16 protein-coding genes are annotated in these 18,935 nt (G+C 50.5%); 15 read left to right on the top strand and 1 reads right to left on the bottom strand.

Going from position 1 to position 18,935, the window contains the following annotated elements; all coding sequences use genetic code 11:
• Positions 1-9: 9 nt before the first annotated feature.
• The 13 genes from IEV98_RS22760 (at position 10) to IEV98_RS22700 (ending at position 13,007) form a co-directional block, all read left to right on the top strand.
• Complete coding sequence (locus IEV98_RS22760) at positions 10-843, top strand: class I fructose-bisphosphate aldolase (protein ID WP_188508345.1); 834 nt, start codon at positions 10-12, stop codon at positions 841-843.
• A gap of 3 nt (positions 844-846) precedes the next feature.
• Positions 847-1,992, top strand: a complete 1,146-nt coding sequence (locus IEV98_RS22755; RefSeq protein ID WP_188508344.1) for a Gfo/Idh/MocA family protein — start codon at positions 847-849, stop codon at positions 1,990-1,992.
• The gene (locus tag IEV98_RS22750; protein ID WP_188508343.1) at positions 1,989-2,555 is read left to right on the top strand and encodes a D-lyxose/D-mannose family sugar isomerase; all 567 of its coding nucleotides are present in this window, start codon (positions 1,989-1,991) and stop codon (positions 2,553-2,555) included. The genes IEV98_RS22755 and IEV98_RS22750 overlap by 4 nt, the downstream gene beginning before the upstream one ends.
• Before the next feature lie 34 nt (positions 2,556-2,589).
• A complete protein-coding gene (locus tag IEV98_RS22745; protein WP_229738922.1) occupies positions 2,590-3,645 on the top strand; it encodes a carbohydrate kinase family protein in 1,056 nt (351 codons plus the stop codon).
• Positions 3,646-3,656: 11 nt separating this feature from the next.
• Positions 3,657-5,393: a GMC family oxidoreductase gene (locus IEV98_RS22740; RefSeq protein WP_188508342.1), complete on the top strand. Its 1,737-nt coding sequence runs from the start codon at positions 3,657-3,659 to the stop codon at positions 5,391-5,393.
• 17 nt (positions 5,394-5,410) lie between these two features.
• Positions 5,411-6,040, top strand: a complete 630-nt coding sequence (locus tag IEV98_RS22735) for a gluconate 2-dehydrogenase subunit 3 family protein (protein ID WP_188508341.1) — start codon at positions 5,411-5,413, stop codon at positions 6,038-6,040.
• A 22-nt stretch (positions 6,041-6,062) separates the two neighbouring features.
• Positions 6,063-6,896 (top strand): sugar phosphate isomerase/epimerase family protein, encoded by an 834-nt coding sequence (locus IEV98_RS22730; protein ID WP_188508340.1) that lies wholly within the window; start codon positions 6,063-6,065, stop codon positions 6,894-6,896.
• Complete coding sequence (locus IEV98_RS22725; RefSeq protein ID WP_188508339.1) at positions 6,886-7,788, top strand: SMP-30/gluconolactonase/LRE family protein; 903 nt, start codon at positions 6,886-6,888, stop codon at positions 7,786-7,788. The genes IEV98_RS22730 and IEV98_RS22725 overlap by 11 nt, the downstream gene beginning before the upstream one ends.
• 19 nt (positions 7,789-7,807) lie before the next feature.
• Positions 7,808-9,517, top strand: coding sequence for an IlvD/Edd family dehydratase (locus IEV98_RS22720; protein WP_229738921.1), 1,710 nt, complete (start codon positions 7,808-7,810; stop codon positions 9,515-9,517).
• A 17-nt stretch (positions 9,518-9,534) separates the two neighbouring features.
• The gene (locus tag IEV98_RS22715) at positions 9,535-10,308 is read left to right on the top strand and encodes an SDR family NAD(P)-dependent oxidoreductase (protein ID WP_188508337.1); all 774 of its coding nucleotides are present in this window, start codon (positions 9,535-9,537) and stop codon (positions 10,306-10,308) included.
• A gap of 45 nt (positions 10,309-10,353) precedes the next feature.
• On the top strand, positions 10,354-11,019 hold the full coding sequence (locus IEV98_RS22710; RefSeq protein ID WP_188508336.1) for a 3-keto-disaccharide hydrolase: 666 nt from the start codon (positions 10,354-10,356) through the stop codon (positions 11,017-11,019).
• An 85-nt stretch (positions 11,020-11,104) separates the two neighbouring features.
• Positions 11,105-12,493: a Gfo/Idh/MocA family protein gene (locus IEV98_RS22705; protein ID WP_229738920.1), complete on the top strand. Its 1,389-nt coding sequence runs from the start codon at positions 11,105-11,107 to the stop codon at positions 12,491-12,493.
• A gap of 85 nt (positions 12,494-12,578) precedes the next feature.
• Positions 12,579-13,007, top strand: a complete 429-nt coding sequence (locus IEV98_RS22700; RefSeq protein ID WP_188508335.1) for a c-type cytochrome — start codon at positions 12,579-12,581, stop codon at positions 13,005-13,007.
• Between the two features lie 14 nt (positions 13,008-13,021).
• On the opposite strand, the gene IEV98_RS22695 is transcribed toward IEV98_RS22700, so the two are convergent.
• The gene (locus tag IEV98_RS22695; protein ID WP_188508334.1) at positions 13,022-13,921 is read right to left on the bottom strand and encodes an AraC family transcriptional regulator; all 900 of its coding nucleotides are present in this window, start codon (positions 13,919-13,921) and stop codon (positions 13,022-13,024) included.
• Between the two features lie 244 nt (positions 13,922-14,165).
• Between IEV98_RS22695 and IEV98_RS22690 the strand changes: the two genes are divergently transcribed.
• Together IEV98_RS22690 and IEV98_RS22685 are read left to right on the top strand one after the other, a co-directional pair.
• Positions 14,166-17,273, top strand: coding sequence for a SusC/RagA family TonB-linked outer membrane protein (locus IEV98_RS22690; RefSeq protein WP_188508333.1), 3,108 nt, complete (start codon positions 14,166-14,168; stop codon positions 17,271-17,273).
• A gap of 15 nt (positions 17,274-17,288) precedes the next feature.
• Positions 17,289-18,935 (top strand): RagB/SusD family nutrient uptake outer membrane protein, encoded by a 1,647-nt coding sequence (locus IEV98_RS22685; RefSeq protein WP_188508332.1) that lies wholly within the window; start codon positions 17,289-17,291, stop codon positions 18,933-18,935.

Here is an 18,935-nt window from a genome sequence, read left to right as displayed (position 1 = left end):
ATTTGCTTCATGAAAACTTATCGATTAAATAGACTTTTCAATAGCAGATCTGGTAACTGTTTCGATGTTGCTATTGATCATGGATTTTTTAATGAATATCCATTTTTGCAAGGGATTGAAAGTATCAAGAATGCGGTGAATGTATTGGTAGATGCCGCTCCGGATGCCATCCAACTTACAGTTGGTCAGGCCCATTACCTACAGTCTATTCCAGGACGCGAAAAGCCTTCGCTGGTTTTACGCACGGATGTGGCCAATGTCTATGGAAAGCAATTGCCCCGCGCGTTATTTAGCCGGATGATCGAAAATCCCGTGGAGCAGGCAATACGACTGGACGCCGTTTGCGTGGTGGTGAACCTATTCAGTATTCCGGATGAACCGGAGGTGACCGACCAATGCATCCAGAATATCCTGAGAATAAAGCCCGAAACCGAGCGTTACGGTATTCCGCTGATGGTGGAGCCTTTGGTATTCCGTCCGAACAGCGAGGCGGGGGGATACATGGTGAACGGTGATCCCGAGAAAATCATTCCATTAGTGAGGCAGGGTGTAGAGTTGGGTGCGGACATCATTAAGGCCGACCCCACCGATGATGTGAACGATTACCATCGCGTGGTGGAAATTGCGGGCGATATCCCGGTTTTGGTACGCGGTGGCGGGAAAGCGACCGATGAAGAGATTCTGCAGCGGACATATGGCCTCATGCAACAAGGCGTGAAAGGCATTGTATATGGCCGAAACGTCATCCAGCATGCCAATCCAAGCGGGATGACCCGAGCGTTGATGGCTATTGTCCATGAGGGTGCCAAGCCTGAGGAAGTAATCCAATTGTTAAACAGCTAACAAATGAAAACGGTCAATATAGGCATCATCGGCGGCGGTCTGATGGGACGTGAGGCAGCCAGCGCGTTCGGGCGGTGGTTTGCGCTGAAGGATTTTCCGGTTCGGGTGCGACTTACTGCGGTATGCGACCTGAACGAAGGAATATTATCCTGGTATAAACAGATTGACAGCGTTTCGTTGCTGACTACGGACTACAGGGAGCTGATCAACAGCGACGAGGTGGATGTGGTATACATCGCTGTGCCACATAACCTGCACCGCGAGATCTATCTGGATATCCTGCGGGCGGGCAAGGATTTGCTGGGGGAAAAGCCCTTCGGCATCGATCAGGAAGCGGCGGAGACGATTGCCGCCGAAGCCACGAAATTAGGGCGATTTGTACGTTGCAGCTCGGAAATGCCTTTTCTGCCCGGGCCGCAGCGGGTGATCGCCGAAGTGCAGTCGGGAAGACTGGGTCGGATATTTGAAATCCGGTCGGGTTTCCTTCATGCGAGCGATATGAACGCACAGAAGCCCATCAATTGGAAGCGCCAATCGCAATACTGCGGCGAAATCGGTGTGATGGGAGACCTGGGTATGCATGCCCTTCACGTACCACTGCGGTTGGGTTGGAAACCGTCGAAGGTATTCGCTCAATTGCAGAAAATCATTACCGAACGACCTGACGGTAAGGGAGGAATGGCGGTATGTGATACTTGGAACAATGCGACATTGAGCACCCAGGTTGATATCAATGGTGAGCAGGTGCCCATGCAATTGGAAATGAAACGCTTGGCGCCGGGTGAAACCAATACATGGTATATCGAGATTTACGGGACGGAAGGCGGTGTACGGTACAGTACCAAAGACACCAAGGCTTTTTGGCAGTTTACCAATGGTGCAGAGCAATGGTGGAAGCGCACGGACCTCGGATTTCAAATGCCCTTTGAAACCATTACCGGCGGTATTTTCGAAGCGGGTTTTCCCGACTGCTTCATGCAGATGATTGCGGCATACGTTGCCGAGCGCGAAGGCCTGCTGAATGGAAAATTCGGTTGCGCTACACCGGAAGAAGCGGTAGATAGCCATCGGATCTTCAAAGCAGCACTGCTTTCCCAGGAATCCGGTTCCTTCGTAGATGTCTCATTTCCTTCAACGCTTGTGATATGAAAAGGTCAGAAATAAATTATGCAGTTCGATCTGCGATCAATTTTTTTGAACGTAACGGTTGGGTGCTGCCACCCAATCCGGCATGGGATGTGACGGACTTTGGATTGGGTATTTTCCGCAAAGAAGGGCTGGTATTGGTAAACCTTGCCGCTGAATCCGAATATTGTGAAAAACTGATGTATGCCTGGCGGGATCAAACCACACCGGCACATTACCATAAACAGAAAAAGGAAGATATCATCTGCAGGGTGGGTGAACTCGCCGTTACGCTTTGGGGAGAAAGCCCGGATACCGTTGGGGGGCAAGTTATAAACGTCAAAATCAATGGTGAATACCGGGCGGTTAGCAATGGTGAGCCTATTTTGCTAAAAGCCGGAGAACGTATCACGATCACACCGCTGCTTTGGCATGCATTTTACCCGGTTTCTGCCGAGTGCATTATCGGTGAGGTTTCCACTGCCAACGATGACGAAAACGATAATTTCTTTTGGGATACTGAAATCGGGCGATTCCCCGAAATCATAGAAGATGAACCTCCGCTGGTGAAGTTGCTTAGTGAATAGCAAAGCAGCAGCGGAAAGAAGAACCAATTAGACCATGTCAATAAATCAAATGAATCGGTCGGGGTTGCTGATAGCCGGCAACTGGATATTGGATCAGGTGAAGCTGATCGACAAGTTCCCGGCAGAACAGTCTCTTGTAAATATTCTGCACGAGTACACGAGCAATGGGGGGTCGGCTTATAATATTTTGATGGATTTAACCAAACTGGGGGCTCCCTTTCGGTTGGAGGCCGTTGGCTTGGTAGGCAATGACTTCAATGGGGTACGGATCGTCGACCATTGCCGTGAGGCGGGCATCGACGTGCGGCAGCTGCAAATGACCCCTGATACGCCGACGTCCTATACCATTGTGACCTCGGTAAAGCAAACCGGGAAACGTACGTTTTTCCATCACCGGGGTGCCAATTCGCTTTTGGATATCGGTCATTTCGATTTCCGTATTTCGAATGCCAGGATTTTTCACTTGGGTTACCTGCTCCTGCTGGACCGGTTGGATGAAATCCAGGACAACGGCAGGACTAAGGCTTCGCATTTGCTGGAGCAAGCCAAGAAGGAAGGATTTTTGACGTCCATTGATTTGGTGAGCGAAGATTCGGATCGTTTCGCCACGATCATTCCCTGCGCGTTGCCGTACGTGGATTACCTGTTCCTCAATGAATATGAAGCAAGCCGGCTGTCGGGGATCGATGTGATGAACGTGGCAGGCCAGGAGGAAATGGGCAGCCGATGTGTGGAGGTTTTTGAGATCATCTTCCGGATGGGGGTTAACGAATGGATCATCATCCATCACCCGGATGGTGTATGGGCAGCGCACCGGGATGGTAGGCAGTTATACCAGCCCAGCCTGCAACTCCCCCGGGAGCAGGTGGTTGGGGCAAATGGAGCGGGCGATGCCTTGGCAGCCGGTGTATTGCTAGGTATACACGAAGGATGGAAGATGGAAGTGTGCCTTGATCTTGGGGTTTGTGCTGCAGCAGCCAGTTTGTCTCATGTGACGTGCTCAGACGGGATAATCCCTTATCCGGATTGTTTGTCGCTTTCCGAAGTGTATGGGTACCGAGCGGGAAATAAAGTCGAAATTCAGAAATAAAGAATATGCGTATGAGTTCATTTCAAATTAAGGAAAGTCCCGTTTTGTATGACGCTATTGTTGTCGGTTCCGGTGCGGGCGGCGGGATGGCTGGTTATGTATTGGCACATGCTGGATTGAACGTATTGATGCTCGAGGCTGGTCCTTTTTTTGACCCCGCTAAAGATGCTCTTCAAATGCGCTGGCCGTGGGAATCTCCGCGCCGCGGTGCAAGTACAACCCGGCCATTCGGCGACTTCGATGCTGCTTACGGTGGTTGGGAGCTTGACGGGGAACCTTACACGCGGGTTGGCGGCACACAGTTCGATTGGTTTCGGGCTCGTATGCTTGGCGGGCGCACGAACCATTGGGGTCGCATTTCTTTACGTATGGGGCCAGATGATTTCAAGCCTGTTGACGGTGTGACGGATGCTTGGCCGATTAGCTACGACGAGGTCAAACCCTTTTACGACCGCATAGACCGCATGATCGGGATATATGGCACAGTGGAAGGGATAAAGAACGAGCCCGACGGTATATTTTTAAAGCCGCCCAAGCCAAGACTGAATGAACTTTATATCAAACGGGGAGCACAGAAAGCAGGAGTTCCTGTTATCGCCGGCCGCGGTTCGGTACTGACGGAAGCCCTCCCGGGAGTCGAAGGCCGCGGTACTTGCTTTTATTGTGGTCAGTGCGGCAGGTCATGCAAGGTGTATGGTGATTTTTCATCGTCGTCATGCCTCGTTATACCGGCAATGAAGACCGGTAACCTGACGGTCATTGACCATGCGATGGTACGGGAAGTGCTTACCGACAACGAAGGGTTGGCCACTGGTGTTTCTTACGTCAATACACAGAACCTTGAGGAACATACCGTGAAAGGGAAACTGGTGATCCTCGGCGCAAGCGCCTGTGAAAGTGCACGGTTGCTGCTCAACTCTAAATCTTCGGCACACCCGGGGGGACTTGCGAACAGCAGTGGGCTTGTAGGCCGGTACCTGCACGATTCTACAGGCGCAGGAGCAGGCGGACTGCTCCCACAATTGTTGGATAGGAAACGCTATAACGAAGATGGTGTTGGAAGTGTGCACATTTACTCGCCTTGGTGGGAAGACAATAAAAAGCTCAATTTCCCTAGAGGGTACCATATCGAATACGGCGGTGGTTTGCATATGCCTTCCTTTGGCTTTCTGGATGGTGTTCCACATGTAAACCATATGGTGCCGACGAAAGACGGCGGCCAACGCGAACAAGGGGGATACGGTGCTGCCTTGAAGGATGACTATCGACGGTTCTACGGTACCGGCGTGGGCATGGCAGGCCGTGGTACGGCGCTTGCCCGTTATGATAATTACTGCGAAATAGACCCTACAAGGGTAGATAAATACGGTATTCCGGTGCTGCGATTCCATTATAAATGGGGCAGTGAGGAGATTGCGCAAGCTAAGCATATGCAAGAAACTTTTCAAGAAATCCTGCACGAGATGGGTGCCATTGCCATTTCGCCGATGCCGGGGCCTGAAACGCTTTACGGATTGGAAGCGCCCGGTAAGATCATCCATGAAGGCGGCACAACGCGTATGGGAGATGATCCGAAAAAATCGGTACTAAATAGATGGGGGCAGGCTCACGACTGCCAAAATCTGTTCGTTGTAGATGCCGGTCCTTTTGTGCAACAAGGTGATAAAAATCTGACGTGGACCATTCTTGCACTGTCGATGCGCACGGCGGAATATATTATTGAAGAGCGGAACAAACTAACTATTTAACAACAAAATTCTAGCTTATGAATAGGAGAGATTCGATCAAGGTTCTTGGGCTTGCAGCAACCGGTGGGGCGTTGCTACTGGACGCTTGTAGCCCTGGAGCGAAGACAGCAAACGGAAGTAAGGCCGATGTGGAGAAGCTGCCCGGTATTACCGGTACCGAGCATGAACGCAATCAACGGTTAGCGGCCGAAACGTTTTTTACGGACCACGAACTGACCACGATTGCCGTGCTTTCCGATATCATCATCCCCGCCGATGGCGTCTCAGGTAGTGCCACGGATGCGGGGGTGCCGGCATTTATTGAGTTTATGGTAAAGGATATCCCTTCCTACCAGGTGCCGATGCGTGGTGGGTTAAAATGGCTGGATATACAAAGCCATCGGCGTTACGGCAATGCGTTTGTAAAGTGCGAAGAAAAACAACAATTGGAGTTGGTGGATGCGATCGCCTATCCGGCAAAAGCCGATGCTGATATGATGCCCGGTATTGCTTTTTTCAATTTAGTCCGTAATTTGACGGCCTCTGGGTTCTTTACCAGTGAAATTGGCGTAAAAGATATCGGATATATGGGCAACCGTCCGGGAAATTGGGATGGTGTGCCAGAAGACATCCTTCAGCAACATGGATTCGAAAGTGCATGGGGGTAATGATGCTTGTCGTAAACGTTAGATGATGAAGATAAAAATAGTAATGATGTTGGCGGTAGCCGCCTGGTGTGCAGGCTGTACCCCAGGGGAGCAAAACGAAGGCTCCAAAGTAGGGGTTGCCCTATACTCGTTTAATCGCTTCTCGCTGGAAGAGGGATTGCAAAAAGCGAAACAAAGCGGGGTAGATTACGTGGAGGGCTTCTCTTTCCAGCAACTGGGTGGAAAATTCGGTGAGCGACCGCTTTCCGCGTTGAGTGAATCCGAACTTGCTGACGTCCGGTCGCTCGTGCAGGAAAATGGTCTGCGTATGGTTTCCATGTATGCCGACGGTAAGACCAGTGCCGAATGGCAGGTGCTGTTCGAGAAGGGAAAACAACTGGGGTTGAAATTTCTGGTGGGTGAGCCGGAACCGCACCTTTGGGATGAGCTGGATCGTTTGGCCGGGGATTATGGTCTCAAGCTAGCTATCCACCAACATGCCAAGGAACAGAGCCGATTCTGGCACCCCGATTCGGTTCTCGCCGCTTTGGAAGGCCACCCGAATTTCGCGGTCTGTGGCGATCTCGGGCATTGGGTGCGGAGCGGACTTGATCCGGTAGCATGCTTAAAGCAGCTTGAAGGACGCTTGGCAAGTATCCATGCGAAAGACCTTGATGCTTTTGGGAATCCGGATGCGGCTGATGTAAAAGTCGGAAGCGGAATCATTGACTATAAAGCAGTGTTTGCGGAGTTAAGGCGTCAAGGATTCGAAGGATTTATCTTCGTGGAATGTGAGCATGATTGGGATAACAATCTCGATGATGTGAAAGCTGCGGTCGATTTATTGACCGATTGGGATAGGCGCAATGATGTTTAATGAAAAGCAAGTGAAGAAAGTGGATGCCCCAGCCTGCAAGCTGGGTGAAAGTCCAATGTGGCATTCCGGGCGTAACAGCGCTTTCTGGGTAGATATTTTAGGTAATGCCATCTTTGAATACAAGTTGGATGATGGCGCGGTGAAGCAGTACGCAGGAAGCCGGATGATTTCGTTGATCTGCCAAGTCGACGGCAATGATAACCTGCTCGTTGCCGGCGCGCAAGGAGGCATAGGTACTTACAATCTGGAATCGCACGAGCTGTTGTTGATTTCCGATCTAGAGAGGGATTGGGAAAACCATCGCTGTAATGACGGTGCTGTGGACTGTTTCGGAAACCTATGGGTTGGAACAACCCATGTAGACCATGAACCAGGAGCGGGAGATTTGTACCGCGTTTCGGGGTCGTGGCACGCGACTAAAAAAATTGAACGGGTGTCGATTCCTAATGGGATGTGCTGGTCGGCCGATAGGAAGACCCTATTTCATACGGACAGCCCGACGAGGGAGATTAAGGCATACCGGAATGATGTGGCAACCGGTGAGATTACGTTTGACCGGATAGCCGTGCAGGTTCCTGCATCGATGGGATTTCCGGATGGGATCTCGATGGATACGGCGGGGACGATTTGGGTGGCTATTTGGGGTGGGAGCGGTGTTGGCGGCTTTAATTCCGTGACGGGCGAACTAGCGCATTGGATACCCATGCCCGTGCCGCATGTTTCGTCCTGTGCATTCGTAGGCCCAGCGCTGGATCGTTTGCTGGTGACGACAGCCCAGAAAGAAATGAGTGATGAGCAGCTTGCGCAATATCCAGATAGCGGATCCACTTTTCTAGTAGAAATGGCGGTGTCTGGATTGCCAACACACGATTGCCAACTGCCAATTGCATGATTAACAAACGAATATGACGATGAAGAAATTAAGGAGTTCGGATTGGTTCGGTCGTTCGGGTAAGGACGGTTTCATTTACCGGGCATGGATGAAGAACCAGGGTATACCTTCGGACAGTTTCCGGGGAAAGCCCGTTATCGGGATCTGCAACACGTGGTCCGAGCTGACGCCGTGCAACGCGCATTTCCGCGAGCTTGCGGAGTCAGTGCGTCGGGGCGTTCTGGAGGCCGGCGGTTTTCCGGTGGAGTTTCCGGTGATGTCTCTTGGGGAGACGCTGATGAAGCCGACGGCGATGCTGTTCCGCAACTTGGCGAGCATGGATGTGGAGGAGTCGATCCGTGCGAACCCGCTCGACGGGGTGATCCTGCTTTGCGGCTGCGACAAGACGACGCCTTCGCTGGTTATGGGCGCCTGCAGTGTGAACCTTCCGACGATTGTTGTTTCGGGCGGTCCAATGCTGACGGGGAAGTACCGGGGACGGGACATTGGCACGAGCGACCTGTGGCGATTTTCGGAGGATGCGCGGCAGGGGCTGATGACGGAGGAAGAGCTGAACCTGGCCGAGTCGGGGATGTGCCGGAGCCGCGGTCACTGCGCTGTGATGGGTACGGCCTCCTCGATGGCCGCGATGGTTGAGGCGCTGGGGATCACCCTTCCGGGGAATGCGGCGATACCGGCTGCGGATGCGAACCGGAAGGTGTTGGCGCAGCTTTCCGGTCGTCGGATCGTGGATCTGGTTCGGGAGGGCGTAAAGCTGTCCGACGTGCTGACGCGCCGTGCGTTCGAGAACGCGATCCGTGTGAACGCAGCGATCGGTGGATCGACGAATTTCGCGATCCACCTGATGGCCATTGCGGGTCGTATGGGCGTGGAGCTGGAGCTGGAAGATTTCGACCGGTATTCGCGTGATGTCCCGCTGGTGGCCAACCTGCAGCCGTCGGGCAAGTACTTCATGGAGGACCTGTATTATGCCGGGGGGTTGCCAGCGGTGATGCATTCCATCGAGGCATCCCTGCATACCGACGTGCTGACGGTTAATGGCCGGACTATGGGTGAAAATATTACGGGTTGCGAAAGCCTGAATGGGACGGTTATCTCGACGGTGGAGGATCCTTTCAATCCGATATCGGGCATGGTGGTGCTACGGGGGAACCTGTGTGCTGACGGGGCGGTACTGAAGCCCTCCGCGGCCACGCCAGCGCTGATGCAGCATACGGGCAGGGCGGTTGTGTTCGAGGATATCGAGGACTACCGACTGAAGATCGACGATCCGGAGCTGGATGTCGATGAGCGCTCGGTGCTGGTGCTGAAGAACGTCGGACCGAAGGGGTACCCGGGTATGCCCGAGGTCGGCAATATGGGCATCCCGAAGAAGCTGCTGGAGCGGGGCGTTACGGACATGGTGCGGATCTCGGACGGTCGGATGAGCGGCACGGGTTTCGGGACGGTCGTTCTTCATGTTTCTCCGGAGGCTGCCGCGGGCGGCACGCTGGGGCTGGTTGCCGACGGCGACCTGATCCGTCTTGATGTTGCCGGCCGCCGGCTGGAGCTGCTGGTGGGTGCGGATGAGCTTGAGCGCCGCCGTGGGCTGCTGGTTCCGGCTGAGGACCGTTTCAGCCGGGGATATGCGAAACTGTATGTGGAGCACGTGGAGCAGGCGCACCTGGGTGCGGATTTCGATTTCCTGAAGGGCGGATCAGGAAGTGAGGTATCACGAGATTCGCACTGATTAAACCGTAATAACTCATGGACAAGATAACCAAAGGAAGATTTATCGGCAAAACAGCGATTATCACAGGCGCAGGCCAGGGTATCGGATTCGAAATTGCTCATCAGCTAGCGGCTGAAGGAGCTACTGTACTGCTGAATGATATCGATGAAGCGTTGACAGCCCATGCGGCAACACGTATTAACGCCGTGGGCCGGTGCCTACCATGCCCCGGTGATTCGGGCGACCTTGCATTCATCGAAGGGATCGTAGATCGTGCAGTTACGGAAACAGGTACATTGGATATCGTGATTGCCAACGCGGGGATTACGCTATTCGGCGATTTTTTAAGCTATGCGCCCGAGTCGTTTCATAAAGTGATGGCGGTGAACTTGGGCGGCACCTTTTTTCTGGCGCAGGCGGCAGCCAAGCAGCTGATTCGGCAAGGGCGTGGAGGATCGTTGCTTTTCACATCATCCGTTACGGGTCATCAAGCCCACAAAGACCTTGCAGCTTATGGGATGTCTAAGGCCGCGCTGGAGATGCTAGCCAAGAACCTGGTGGTAGAGCTTTCGCCGTATGGCATCAACGTGAACACGGTAGCGCCCGGGGCGACGCTCACCGAACGTACAGCAGCGGATGCGGCATATGCCGCGACATGGGCTTCGATCACGCCGATGGGGCGTGCAGCCAGGCCGGATGACATTGCCGCTGCTGCCTTATTTTTAGTGGGTGACAGCGCCCGGCATATTACCGGGCAGACATTGATCGTAGACGGAGGCTGGACCACAGTGAGCCCGTCGCCTTATTGACCAAATTGTTGGGGTTTTGATTTTTATTAAATTATATATATGTATATGAACAGGTTTTTTTCAATAGCATTATTAGTGCTATTAAGCGTAAGGTCCGTTGCTAGCGATGGAGGTACTGCTGGAGGTGATTCGGATATACCGAAATCGAATGATGGGTGGATTTCTCTTTTCGACGGTAAGACATTGAATGGCTGGAAAGTCAACGAGCACCCGGAAACGTTTAAGGTAGAAAACGGCGCGATTGTGGTAAATGGTCCGACATCACATCTTTTTTATGCGGGAAATGTGAATGATCACGATTTCAAGAATTTTGAACTAAAAGTGGATGTAATGACATTCCCCGGTTCAAATTCCGGTATCTATTTCCATACCCAATTTCAGGAGGCAGGTTTCCCTCGTATTGGCCACGAAGTGCAGGTAAATATTTCCCACACTGATTGGCGGAGATCGGGCAGTATCTATGGTATTGTACACGTGGATACGGTGCCTGTGATCGATAAACAATGGTATACACAACATATTGTCGTGAACGGGAATCAGGTTCGGATACTGATCGATGGAAAGCTCATTTTGGAATACAATGAACCTAGAACGGATATTGAACCCCATACAGGACATACCATTTCAAGCGGAACTTTCGCGTTGCAGGGGCATGATCCGCAGAGCAAGGTGCTGTTTCGGAATATCCGCGTGAAGATACTTCCGGATTGATCGTGTTTTTTCTTGTATATACAAGTTTGATGTGTTATCTTTGTGTGAGGTAAAAGATAACCAATTTTTTAAACCTGTAAATCGAATGTGCAAAGACATGGACAATAACCATTCAACATCACGGAGAAAATTTCTATTGACAGCCGCAACGGCGGCCATGGGCGTACCATTTATGCTAGAGGCCTCAGCTAAAGCACTAGCTGCATTGCCTGGCGGGAAATTGCGGCATGCCTGCATTGGTGTTGGCGGTATGGGCGCTCACGATCTCCAAAATTTCAAATCCCATCCGGACGTGGAAATCGTGGCCCTGTGTGATGTAGATGAAAATAACCTGAAAAAAGCCGCAGAGATTATTCCCGGTGCACGCCTGTATACCGATTGGCGTGAACTCCTTAAAAAGGAAAAAAACAAAATCGACGCTGTAAATATCACGGTACCCGATCATAACCACTTTATCATCGCTATGGGGGCCATCGAAGCAGGCAAACACGTGTATCTTCAAAAGCCCATGTGCCACGATGTAGCCGAAGTACGTGTCCTTACGGAAGCATCGATAAAAGCTGGGGTCGTCACCCAATTGGGAACACAGATTGCTTCTTCAATTGGCGACCGGACGGCCGTTAAATGGATCAAAGCGGGCATTATCGGGAAAGTAAAACATGCCTACCTTTGCTCAAACCGTTCGGGCATTGCGGGTTACCGACTGGCTGGACCGCGACCGGCGCAAGGCCAGGAGCCGCCCGCACATTTGCACTGGGACAATTGGATTGGTACCGCGCCTATGCGACCTTATGCTGCTGATATCTATCATCCCGCGATATGGCGTACCTGGCAGGACTTTGGCACCGGATGGTCAGGTGACATCGGCTGCCATATTTTTGATGCGGTTTGGAAAGGGCTGGACTTGAAGTCGCCTTTATCGGTAGTGGCGGAAGTGCAGAAATCATGGGAGGACTCGCCCGAACGACGTGGCGATACGTGGCCGCAAGGCGACCACATTACCTGGATGTTTCCCGGCAATGAACGGACGGCATCAGATACGTTGCCTCTGGAATGGTTCGATGGCGAATTCTATCCTCCTGAAGAGGTACGTGCGCTATATTCAGGCGGGAACTATCCAGAGGAGGCTGCCATGCTGATTGGTACCGAAGGAGCACTGCTTATTCCACATGGCGGAACGCCTGTACTGCTCCCGGAAAGCAAATTCAAGGACTATAAATATCCTAAACTGGAAGAACGTAACCATTACCATCACTTTGTAGAGGCGTGTTTGGACCGGGCTAAAACAGAATCATATTTCGGCCAAACGGGGCCGATGACCGAGGCGATCCTTTTGGGTACCGTAGCTATTCGCGTACCGGGGAAAGTACTGGAATGGGATGCGGCCAATATGAAGTTTCCCAATTATTCAGCTGCGGAAAAATACCTACGCCGCACCTATCGAAAAGGCTGGCAGCGCAAGGGATTTAGCTAGGGGCTAACATCCCCTATCCAGGCGATCTTGGTAATACGCTTAGAAAAATGCAGTGTTTCCGTATCTTTACCAAAATCCGATGGTCATGTATGTCTCCTTTTCTGATTTTATCGTGTTATTGGTTTTCGTAGTGATGGCGGGATGTACGTCCGAAGCAAGCCGTCGAAGCGGGAATCAGCCACAGGAAAGCAGGAAACTGCCCATTGAGAGGCTAGGAGGAGAAGCAGACATCATGCCTTCGATCGAGTTATTAGATAAAGGAAGGGTATTGATGTCTTATTCCGACTGCGCTACCTGCCACAAAGAAGCCGATAGAAAACGTGGCCCAGCATTCGAGGACATCGCCGCCCGGTACCCGATGAACAGTACCTATATCAATATCCTAGCAAAACGGATCATGCTAGGTACCAAGGGTACATGGGGAAATGTGGTGATGCCCCCACACCCAACACTATCGGAAAAGGACGCAGAAACCATGGTTATGTACATCCTTTCCTTGGCTCGACCGGATTAGTGCACCATCTTGTTTCAATCGGTCTGATTATCCATCACTAATGCCTCATTGGCACCCCGAAAAGCTTTTCGATATTCTTTTGGGCTCTGGTTGGTAATTTCTCTAAATTGCCGGTTGAAATAGGAAAGGTTTTTGAAGCCACTTTCGTAACAAATACGCAAGACGTCCCATTCTTCGGTAAGCAGTAGGTTGGTAGCATGGATGATGCGGACATTGTTGACGAATTGCGAAAAGGTCTGCTCCATACGCCTTTTGAAATATCGGCAAAAAGCCGCTTCATTGAGGTGTATCAAAGTGGCTGCAGTTTTGCTGTCGAGTTCATCCCGGAAGTTTTCGATCACGTATTTAAGCACGGGCTCTAATCTGGCGGAATCCTTATTGGTGAGCTTCATCACAGATAGGGTTTCATTCAGCACTTTCACATCCATTTGTGGCAAACGGGAGACCTCGTTGAGCAATTTTAAAAATGTAATCAGTTCATCCATGCCGTTTTGTTTAGTAAGGGTTGTAAACAAGTCATGAATGGGTGTTGGCGTATGCTGGATATGGAGACCGAAGGATGACTTATCCAACATATCCCTAACACGCACATAAGCGGCATTCTCGAAAAAGCCTTCGCCCAAAAAATCCGCTTTAAAAAATATAGCTACCGCGTGTGCCTTTTCTCCCTGTTCGATAAACGTCTTCTCATTATAGAAACAGTGGCCGAAACCCGGGCCAAAAAGATAAACGTCACCCTCTTGGAAGTTCATGATGTTTTTGCCCGCATAAAGTTTACCATAGCTTTTTTTGATCCAGATAAGTTCATACAAATCGTGAAAATGAAAAGACGACGTGAAGTAGGTTTGTACGTACTCCTTCACTAAAAAGCCCAGTCCAGCAGGGTGAGATTGATGTTCGAAAATTACCTTCATAATTGGTTTTTGTAGTGGCGACTGTAATCATGCTCAGCAACCATTCGAGCATACATAATTAGCTATAAAAACTAAGATTTACAAATTTACCCCCATTTTCCACGTATATGTAAATATTGTACCGGCAATAGCAAATGAGGTAGTGTCACGGTGCGGGAATACCGTATACTTTTGCTTTATCCAATTATGGTAATGCAAATCTTTTGGGCTTCGTAGAAATTAACCAAAAATAGTATGAGAAATTATGAAAAAGCAAAACAATAGACCGATTACCTGCCTGCTTTTGATGCTGTTAAGTTTCATTTTAAGTTTTCCAGTATTCGCACAGCAGGAGATTACGATTAGGGGTCTGGTGACGGATTCCCTGACTAATGAAGTAGTTGAAGGCGTAACGATTGAAATACGTGGAAGTACCGCTTCCACAAAGACAGGTCAGTCCGGTGAATTCTCCATTCGTGTTGTAATACCCGCAACCTTGGTTTTTTCGTCAATAGGACACCGCGAAACTCAATTGGAAGTGACAAATAGCCAGCCCTTGCATATCAACCTAACTCCAATATTGCAAGATCTCGAAGAGGTCGTTGTTGTTGGTTATGGTGTACAAAAGAAAACATCGGTAACCGCCGCTGTTTCCACGTTAAAGGGCGATGCAATTGACGCGGTGCCCGTTGCGAACCTGAGCAACACGTTGGGTGGCCGTGTAGCAGGCGTTATTGTGAAACAAGGGTCAGGTGAACCCGGACGGGATGGGTCAAATATTTTCATACGCGGGATTTCGTCTACAGGGAATAGCCAACCCTTGTTGGTAGTTGATGGTATTCCCAGGGATTTCACGCAATTGGATCCGAATAACATCGAAACATTTACCATCCTAAAAGACGCGGCTGCAGTAGCGCCTTTCGGGGTGGCGGGCGCCAACGGCGTAATTTTGGTGACGACCAAAAGAGGAACGCAAGGGAAACCAACATTAACGTATAACGGCTATGTAGGCTTCCAGAATCCAACGGTCCTGCCAGCATACTTGTCATCGTATGACGAAGCTTCTTTAAAAAACGCGGCTGCTAAAAACGCAGGCTTACCTGAACCCTATTCAGACTACGCCTTGCAGAAGTTTAAAGACGGGTCTGATCCCGACGCCTATCCAAACCACGATGTATGGAACCACATCGTTTCAAAGAACGCGTTGCTGACCAATCATAATGTCGAGCTTTCGGGTGGCAGTGAGTCCATTCGTTATTACGGGAGCTTTGGGTACCAAGAGCAGGAGGGTATGTGGGAGACAACGACGACCAACCGGTTTAATTGGGCTGTAAACCTGGAAATCGATGCGAGCCCGCTCACAACGGTGACAGCCAGTATCATTGGCCGTGCGAATAACAGACGCTACCCACCTTCCGACCAGAATTTGGGTGGATCTGGGCGGACGGGGCGGATCTTCGAACTGGCAGGTTTCGCACAGGTAGGGTACGGGCCACTTTTCTACAGCAACGGCATGTTTGGAAGCTATGTATCATCGGCAATTTTTGGTACCGGCTATGAAAAGGTAAAAAATACGACGCAGTTCAATCAGCTAACCATCGACCAGAAAATCCCGTTCATCGATGGGTTATCGTTTAAAGGTACATTTGCCTACGACCCTGATTTTGCGGATTCGAAATTATGGAAAACACCGATGCACGTCGCCAACATCGACACAACCCAACGGCCGTACGTCATTACCGATGCTATTTTCGGTAACCCGAAGCCGTTGCTGGTCGAGAGCTTCAGGAAATACCAGCAGTTTACTTATCAAGCAAGCCTCAATTATGCGAAATCATTTTCGCTCAACGATCTCACTGCGTTGGTAGCGTTCGAATCAAAGTCAAATGATAGCCGCGGAACGGACATATTTGCACGGAATTACAACCTCACCATAGACGAGGTGGACATGGGCAGTCCAAACCCCGTTGATAACGATGTAGCAGGAACATCCAGCATGGCGAAACAGCTTGGATTGGTATATCGGTTGACTTACGGGTATGCCGATAAGTACCTGGTGGAAGCGAGCGGGCGTTACGACGGCAGTTACTACTTCGCGCCGGGGAACCGGTTTGGCTTCTTCCCTGCATTTTCCCTGGGCTGGAGGATCTCCGAGGAAAATTTCCTTAAAGACCGGTTTGAATGGTTAACCAACCTGAAGCTACGGGGCTCGTATGGAGAGGTGGGCGCGTTAGCCGGCAGTCCCTTCCAGTACCTAAGTTCATACGGCGTAATTGGCGCGGCCTACGGTTTTGGGGGTACAGCGGTGCAAGGCGTTTTCGAACGTGCGGAGGCCAACCCCAACATTACCTGGGAGCGGGCTAAAAAGTTAGATGTCGGATTGGAGCTGGGGCTATGGAACGGCAGGGTTGAGCTGGAAGCGGACTATTTCTTTGAAAAGCGGTCCAACATGTTGTTGAACCCGAATGTGATCATACCCACCGAATACGGCATCGGGCTGAGCCAGGAAAATGCCGGCATTATGAGCAATCGAGGGATCGAGCTCGCACTTCGTACCCGGCACTCCTTTTCTGACGACCTCACGGTATCGCTTGGAGGAAATTTCACCTATGCAAAGAATAAGCTTTTGCAAGTGTTCGAGACCGACGTAACGTATAATAATCCAAATAGACGGGTGACGGGCCGTTCACTAGGGACACAGTTCGGTTATGAGGCACTGGGCTATTTCCAACTGGATGATTTTGATGCGGATGGTAATCTGAACCCCGGTATTGCCGTGCAACCGTGGGGAGCCGTGCAGCCGGGAGACATTCGCTACGCCGATACGGACGGAAATGGGAAGATCGATGAAAGCGACATCGTACCTATAGGTCATCCAAATGGAGCACCGCTGATGTTATACGGCATCTCTCCTTCGGTGAGCTTCAAAGGTTTTACCATCGACGCACTGTTCCAAGGTGCTGCGAAGACCGACTGGTACTATGACGCATCCGCTATAATGCCCTTTTGGAATGGCATGAAGCCCTACAAACACAACTTGGATTATTGGACCCCCGAGAATCCCAATGCCAAAAATCCACGGTTAACAACTTCACCGACGACGAACAACTCGGTAAGGTCTTCATTCTGGGTAGGAAATGCAGCTTATCTGCGCTTAAAAACGATTACGTTGTCTTATACATTGCCAACGTCATTGGCCTCCCGCATCGGTCTACAGCATGCCCGGGTCTATGCTGCCGGTCAAAATCTGCTCACATGGACCGACCTGCTTTATGACCCGGAAATTGGCCCTAACAATTCGTATAACGCGAATAGTGCTTGGTCATACCCACAGCAGAAAGTAGTTTCTTTAGGAATAACGATTGTGTATTAACTTTATTTTTTTGTGATGAAATCTATAAGTCTAACCAACCCTGCGTCGATTTGGATATTACTCGTGGTGATCGCGTTTTTCGGCGCCTGTGACGAATCGCTTGACGTCGTACCAAAAGATCAGGTAAATGATAATACCTTATGGGAAACAACTGAAAACGCAGATCTGTTCCTGAACAATATTTATGCGGCCGTGCCAAGTTACGCGGGCAGCGGTGACCCCTTGGAGAATTTTTCAGATAATGCAATCAACGGCATTGCGGGGAGATACAGTGCTTCGGTGTATGGAAATTCGAGTTATACGCCGAGCAATGGCCCAAGCCAATGGGGGTATTATAATGAAATCCGTAAGTGCAACCTGTTTATTGAAAAAGTCACCGAATCGACATTGCCCGATGATTGGAAAGGACTCCGGTTGGCAGAAGTACGGTTTTTACGTGCGTATTTTTATTCCTTGTTGGCCCTGCACCATGGCGGTGTACCCATTATTACGGATGTGCTCGACCGGTACGAACAAGGCGACGAAATCTTTCGGGCCAGGAACACTTTTGATGAAACAATTGATTTCATCACGAGTGAATGTGCTACTATTGAACCGGGTTTGCCATTAACCGCCGTAACGGGAAGGGCTACCCGCGGGGCGGCCTTAACGCTCAAAGCATGGTGTGAACTCTTTCAAGCCAGCCCGCTCTACAATACGGCGAACGACAACGCGAAATGGCAAAAGGCAGCCGATTCGTACAAAGACGTGATGGAATTGGGGGTTTATGGATTGTTTTCCGACTATAGGACGTTATTTTTTGAAGAGAATAACAGCAATAATGAAGTTATATTTGATCGGGTGCATTTGGGCGGTACGTCGATGGCTAATATGCGGGCATCGAACTATGCACCAACCTTTGTGAATGGCACAGCAAGGGCATTTGCAGGGTCGAACCCCACGCAGGAGTTGGTCGATGACTATGTGATGGCGAATGGTTTGCCGATCGATGATCCTTTGTCTGGCTTTGACCCGCAGCAACCGTACGTTGGACGGGAACAACGATTTTATGACGATATCATTTATGATGGTGCGGAATGGCTGGACGATGAAATTATTATGAGACAAGGCGTTGGAAGTAAAAATCAGACCGATTTGAGTGATAATAACGAAGCCACGAACACCGGTTACTATTGGAAGAAAGCCATAGACCCTAAATATGCGAATCTCAACAACCTGGAGAATGGCGCGAACTATATTATTTTTAGATATGCAGACGTCCTCCTTGGTTATGCCGAAGCACAAAATGAAGCGAATGGGCCCGATGGGTCGGTATATGACGCAATAAACCAGGTCCGCGAGCGGGTTGGTCTACCGGCTGTGGAAAGCGGTTTAACTCAAGCGCAAATGCGGGCGGTTATCCACCGCGAGCGCCGGGTTGAACTGGCTTCTGAAGACAAGCGGTGGTATGATATTATCCGCTGGAAGACCGCCGAAGACTTGTTGAACGGCCATATGCATGCGGTATCCATCGTCAGGGAAAATGGGCAGTGGGTTTATAAATACGTAAATGCCGGCGGCGGCGCAAAAGTATTCCATCCGGAGAAGAACTATGTCTATCCCATCCCGCAGTCGGCTAGGGATGCTAACTCGAAATTAACTCAAAATCCAAATTATGATTGA

The sequence above is a fragment of the Parapedobacter pyrenivorans genome (genome assembly GCF_014636865.1).
In the GTDB taxonomy this organism is placed as follows: Bacteria; Bacteroidota; Bacteroidia; order Sphingobacteriales; family Sphingobacteriaceae; genus Parapedobacter; species Parapedobacter pyrenivorans.
The sequence above is the reverse complement of the archived record's forward strand: the minus strand, read 5'-3'. Positions and strand labels throughout refer to the sequence as shown.

Bases quoted from the DNA above. Each gene is read 5' to 3' on its own strand.
- IEV98_RS22760 (WP_188508345.1), top strand. From the start codon at position 10: ATGAAAACTTATCGATTAAATAGACTTTTCAATAGCAGATCTGGTAAC.
- IEV98_RS22755 (WP_188508344.1), top strand. From the start codon at position 847: ATGAAAACGGTCAATATAGGCATCATCGGCGGCGGTCTGATGGGACGT.
- IEV98_RS22750 (WP_188508343.1), top strand. From the start codon at position 1,989: ATGAAAAGGTCAGAAATAAATTATGCAGTTCGATCTGCGATCAATTTT.
- IEV98_RS22745 (WP_229738922.1), top strand. From the start codon at position 2,590: ATGTCAATAAATCAAATGAATCGGTCGGGGTTGCTGATAGCCGGCAAC.
- IEV98_RS22740 (WP_188508342.1), top strand. From the start codon at position 3,657: ATGAGTTCATTTCAAATTAAGGAAAGTCCCGTTTTGTATGACGCTATT.
- IEV98_RS22735 (WP_188508341.1), top strand. From the start codon at position 5,411: ATGAATAGGAGAGATTCGATCAAGGTTCTTGGGCTTGCAGCAACCGGT.
- IEV98_RS22730 (WP_188508340.1), top strand. From the start codon at position 6,063: ATGATGAAGATAAAAATAGTAATGATGTTGGCGGTAGCCGCCTGGTGT.
- IEV98_RS22725 (WP_188508339.1), top strand. From the start codon at position 6,886: ATGATGTTTAATGAAAAGCAAGTGAAGAAAGTGGATGCCCCAGCCTGC.
- IEV98_RS22720 (WP_229738921.1), top strand. From the start codon at position 7,808: ATGAAGAAATTAAGGAGTTCGGATTGGTTCGGTCGTTCGGGTAAGGAC.
- IEV98_RS22715 (WP_188508337.1), top strand. From the start codon at position 9,535: ATGGACAAGATAACCAAAGGAAGATTTATCGGCAAAACAGCGATTATC.
- IEV98_RS22710 (WP_188508336.1), top strand. From the start codon at position 10,354: ATGAACAGGTTTTTTTCAATAGCATTATTAGTGCTATTAAGCGTAAGG.
- IEV98_RS22705 (WP_229738920.1), top strand. From the start codon at position 11,105: ATGTGCAAAGACATGGACAATAACCATTCAACATCACGGAGAAAATTT.
- IEV98_RS22700 (WP_188508335.1), top strand. From the start codon at position 12,579: ATGTATGTCTCCTTTTCTGATTTTATCGTGTTATTGGTTTTCGTAGTG.
- IEV98_RS22695 (WP_188508334.1), bottom strand. From the start codon at position 13,921: ATGAAGGTAATTTTCGAACATCAATCTCACCCTGCTGGACTGGGCTTT.
- IEV98_RS22690 (WP_188508333.1), top strand. From the start codon at position 14,166: ATGAAAAAGCAAAACAATAGACCGATTACCTGCCTGCTTTTGATGCTG.
- IEV98_RS22685 (WP_188508332.1), top strand. From the start codon at position 17,289: ATGAAATCTATAAGTCTAACCAACCCTGCGTCGATTTGGATATTACTC.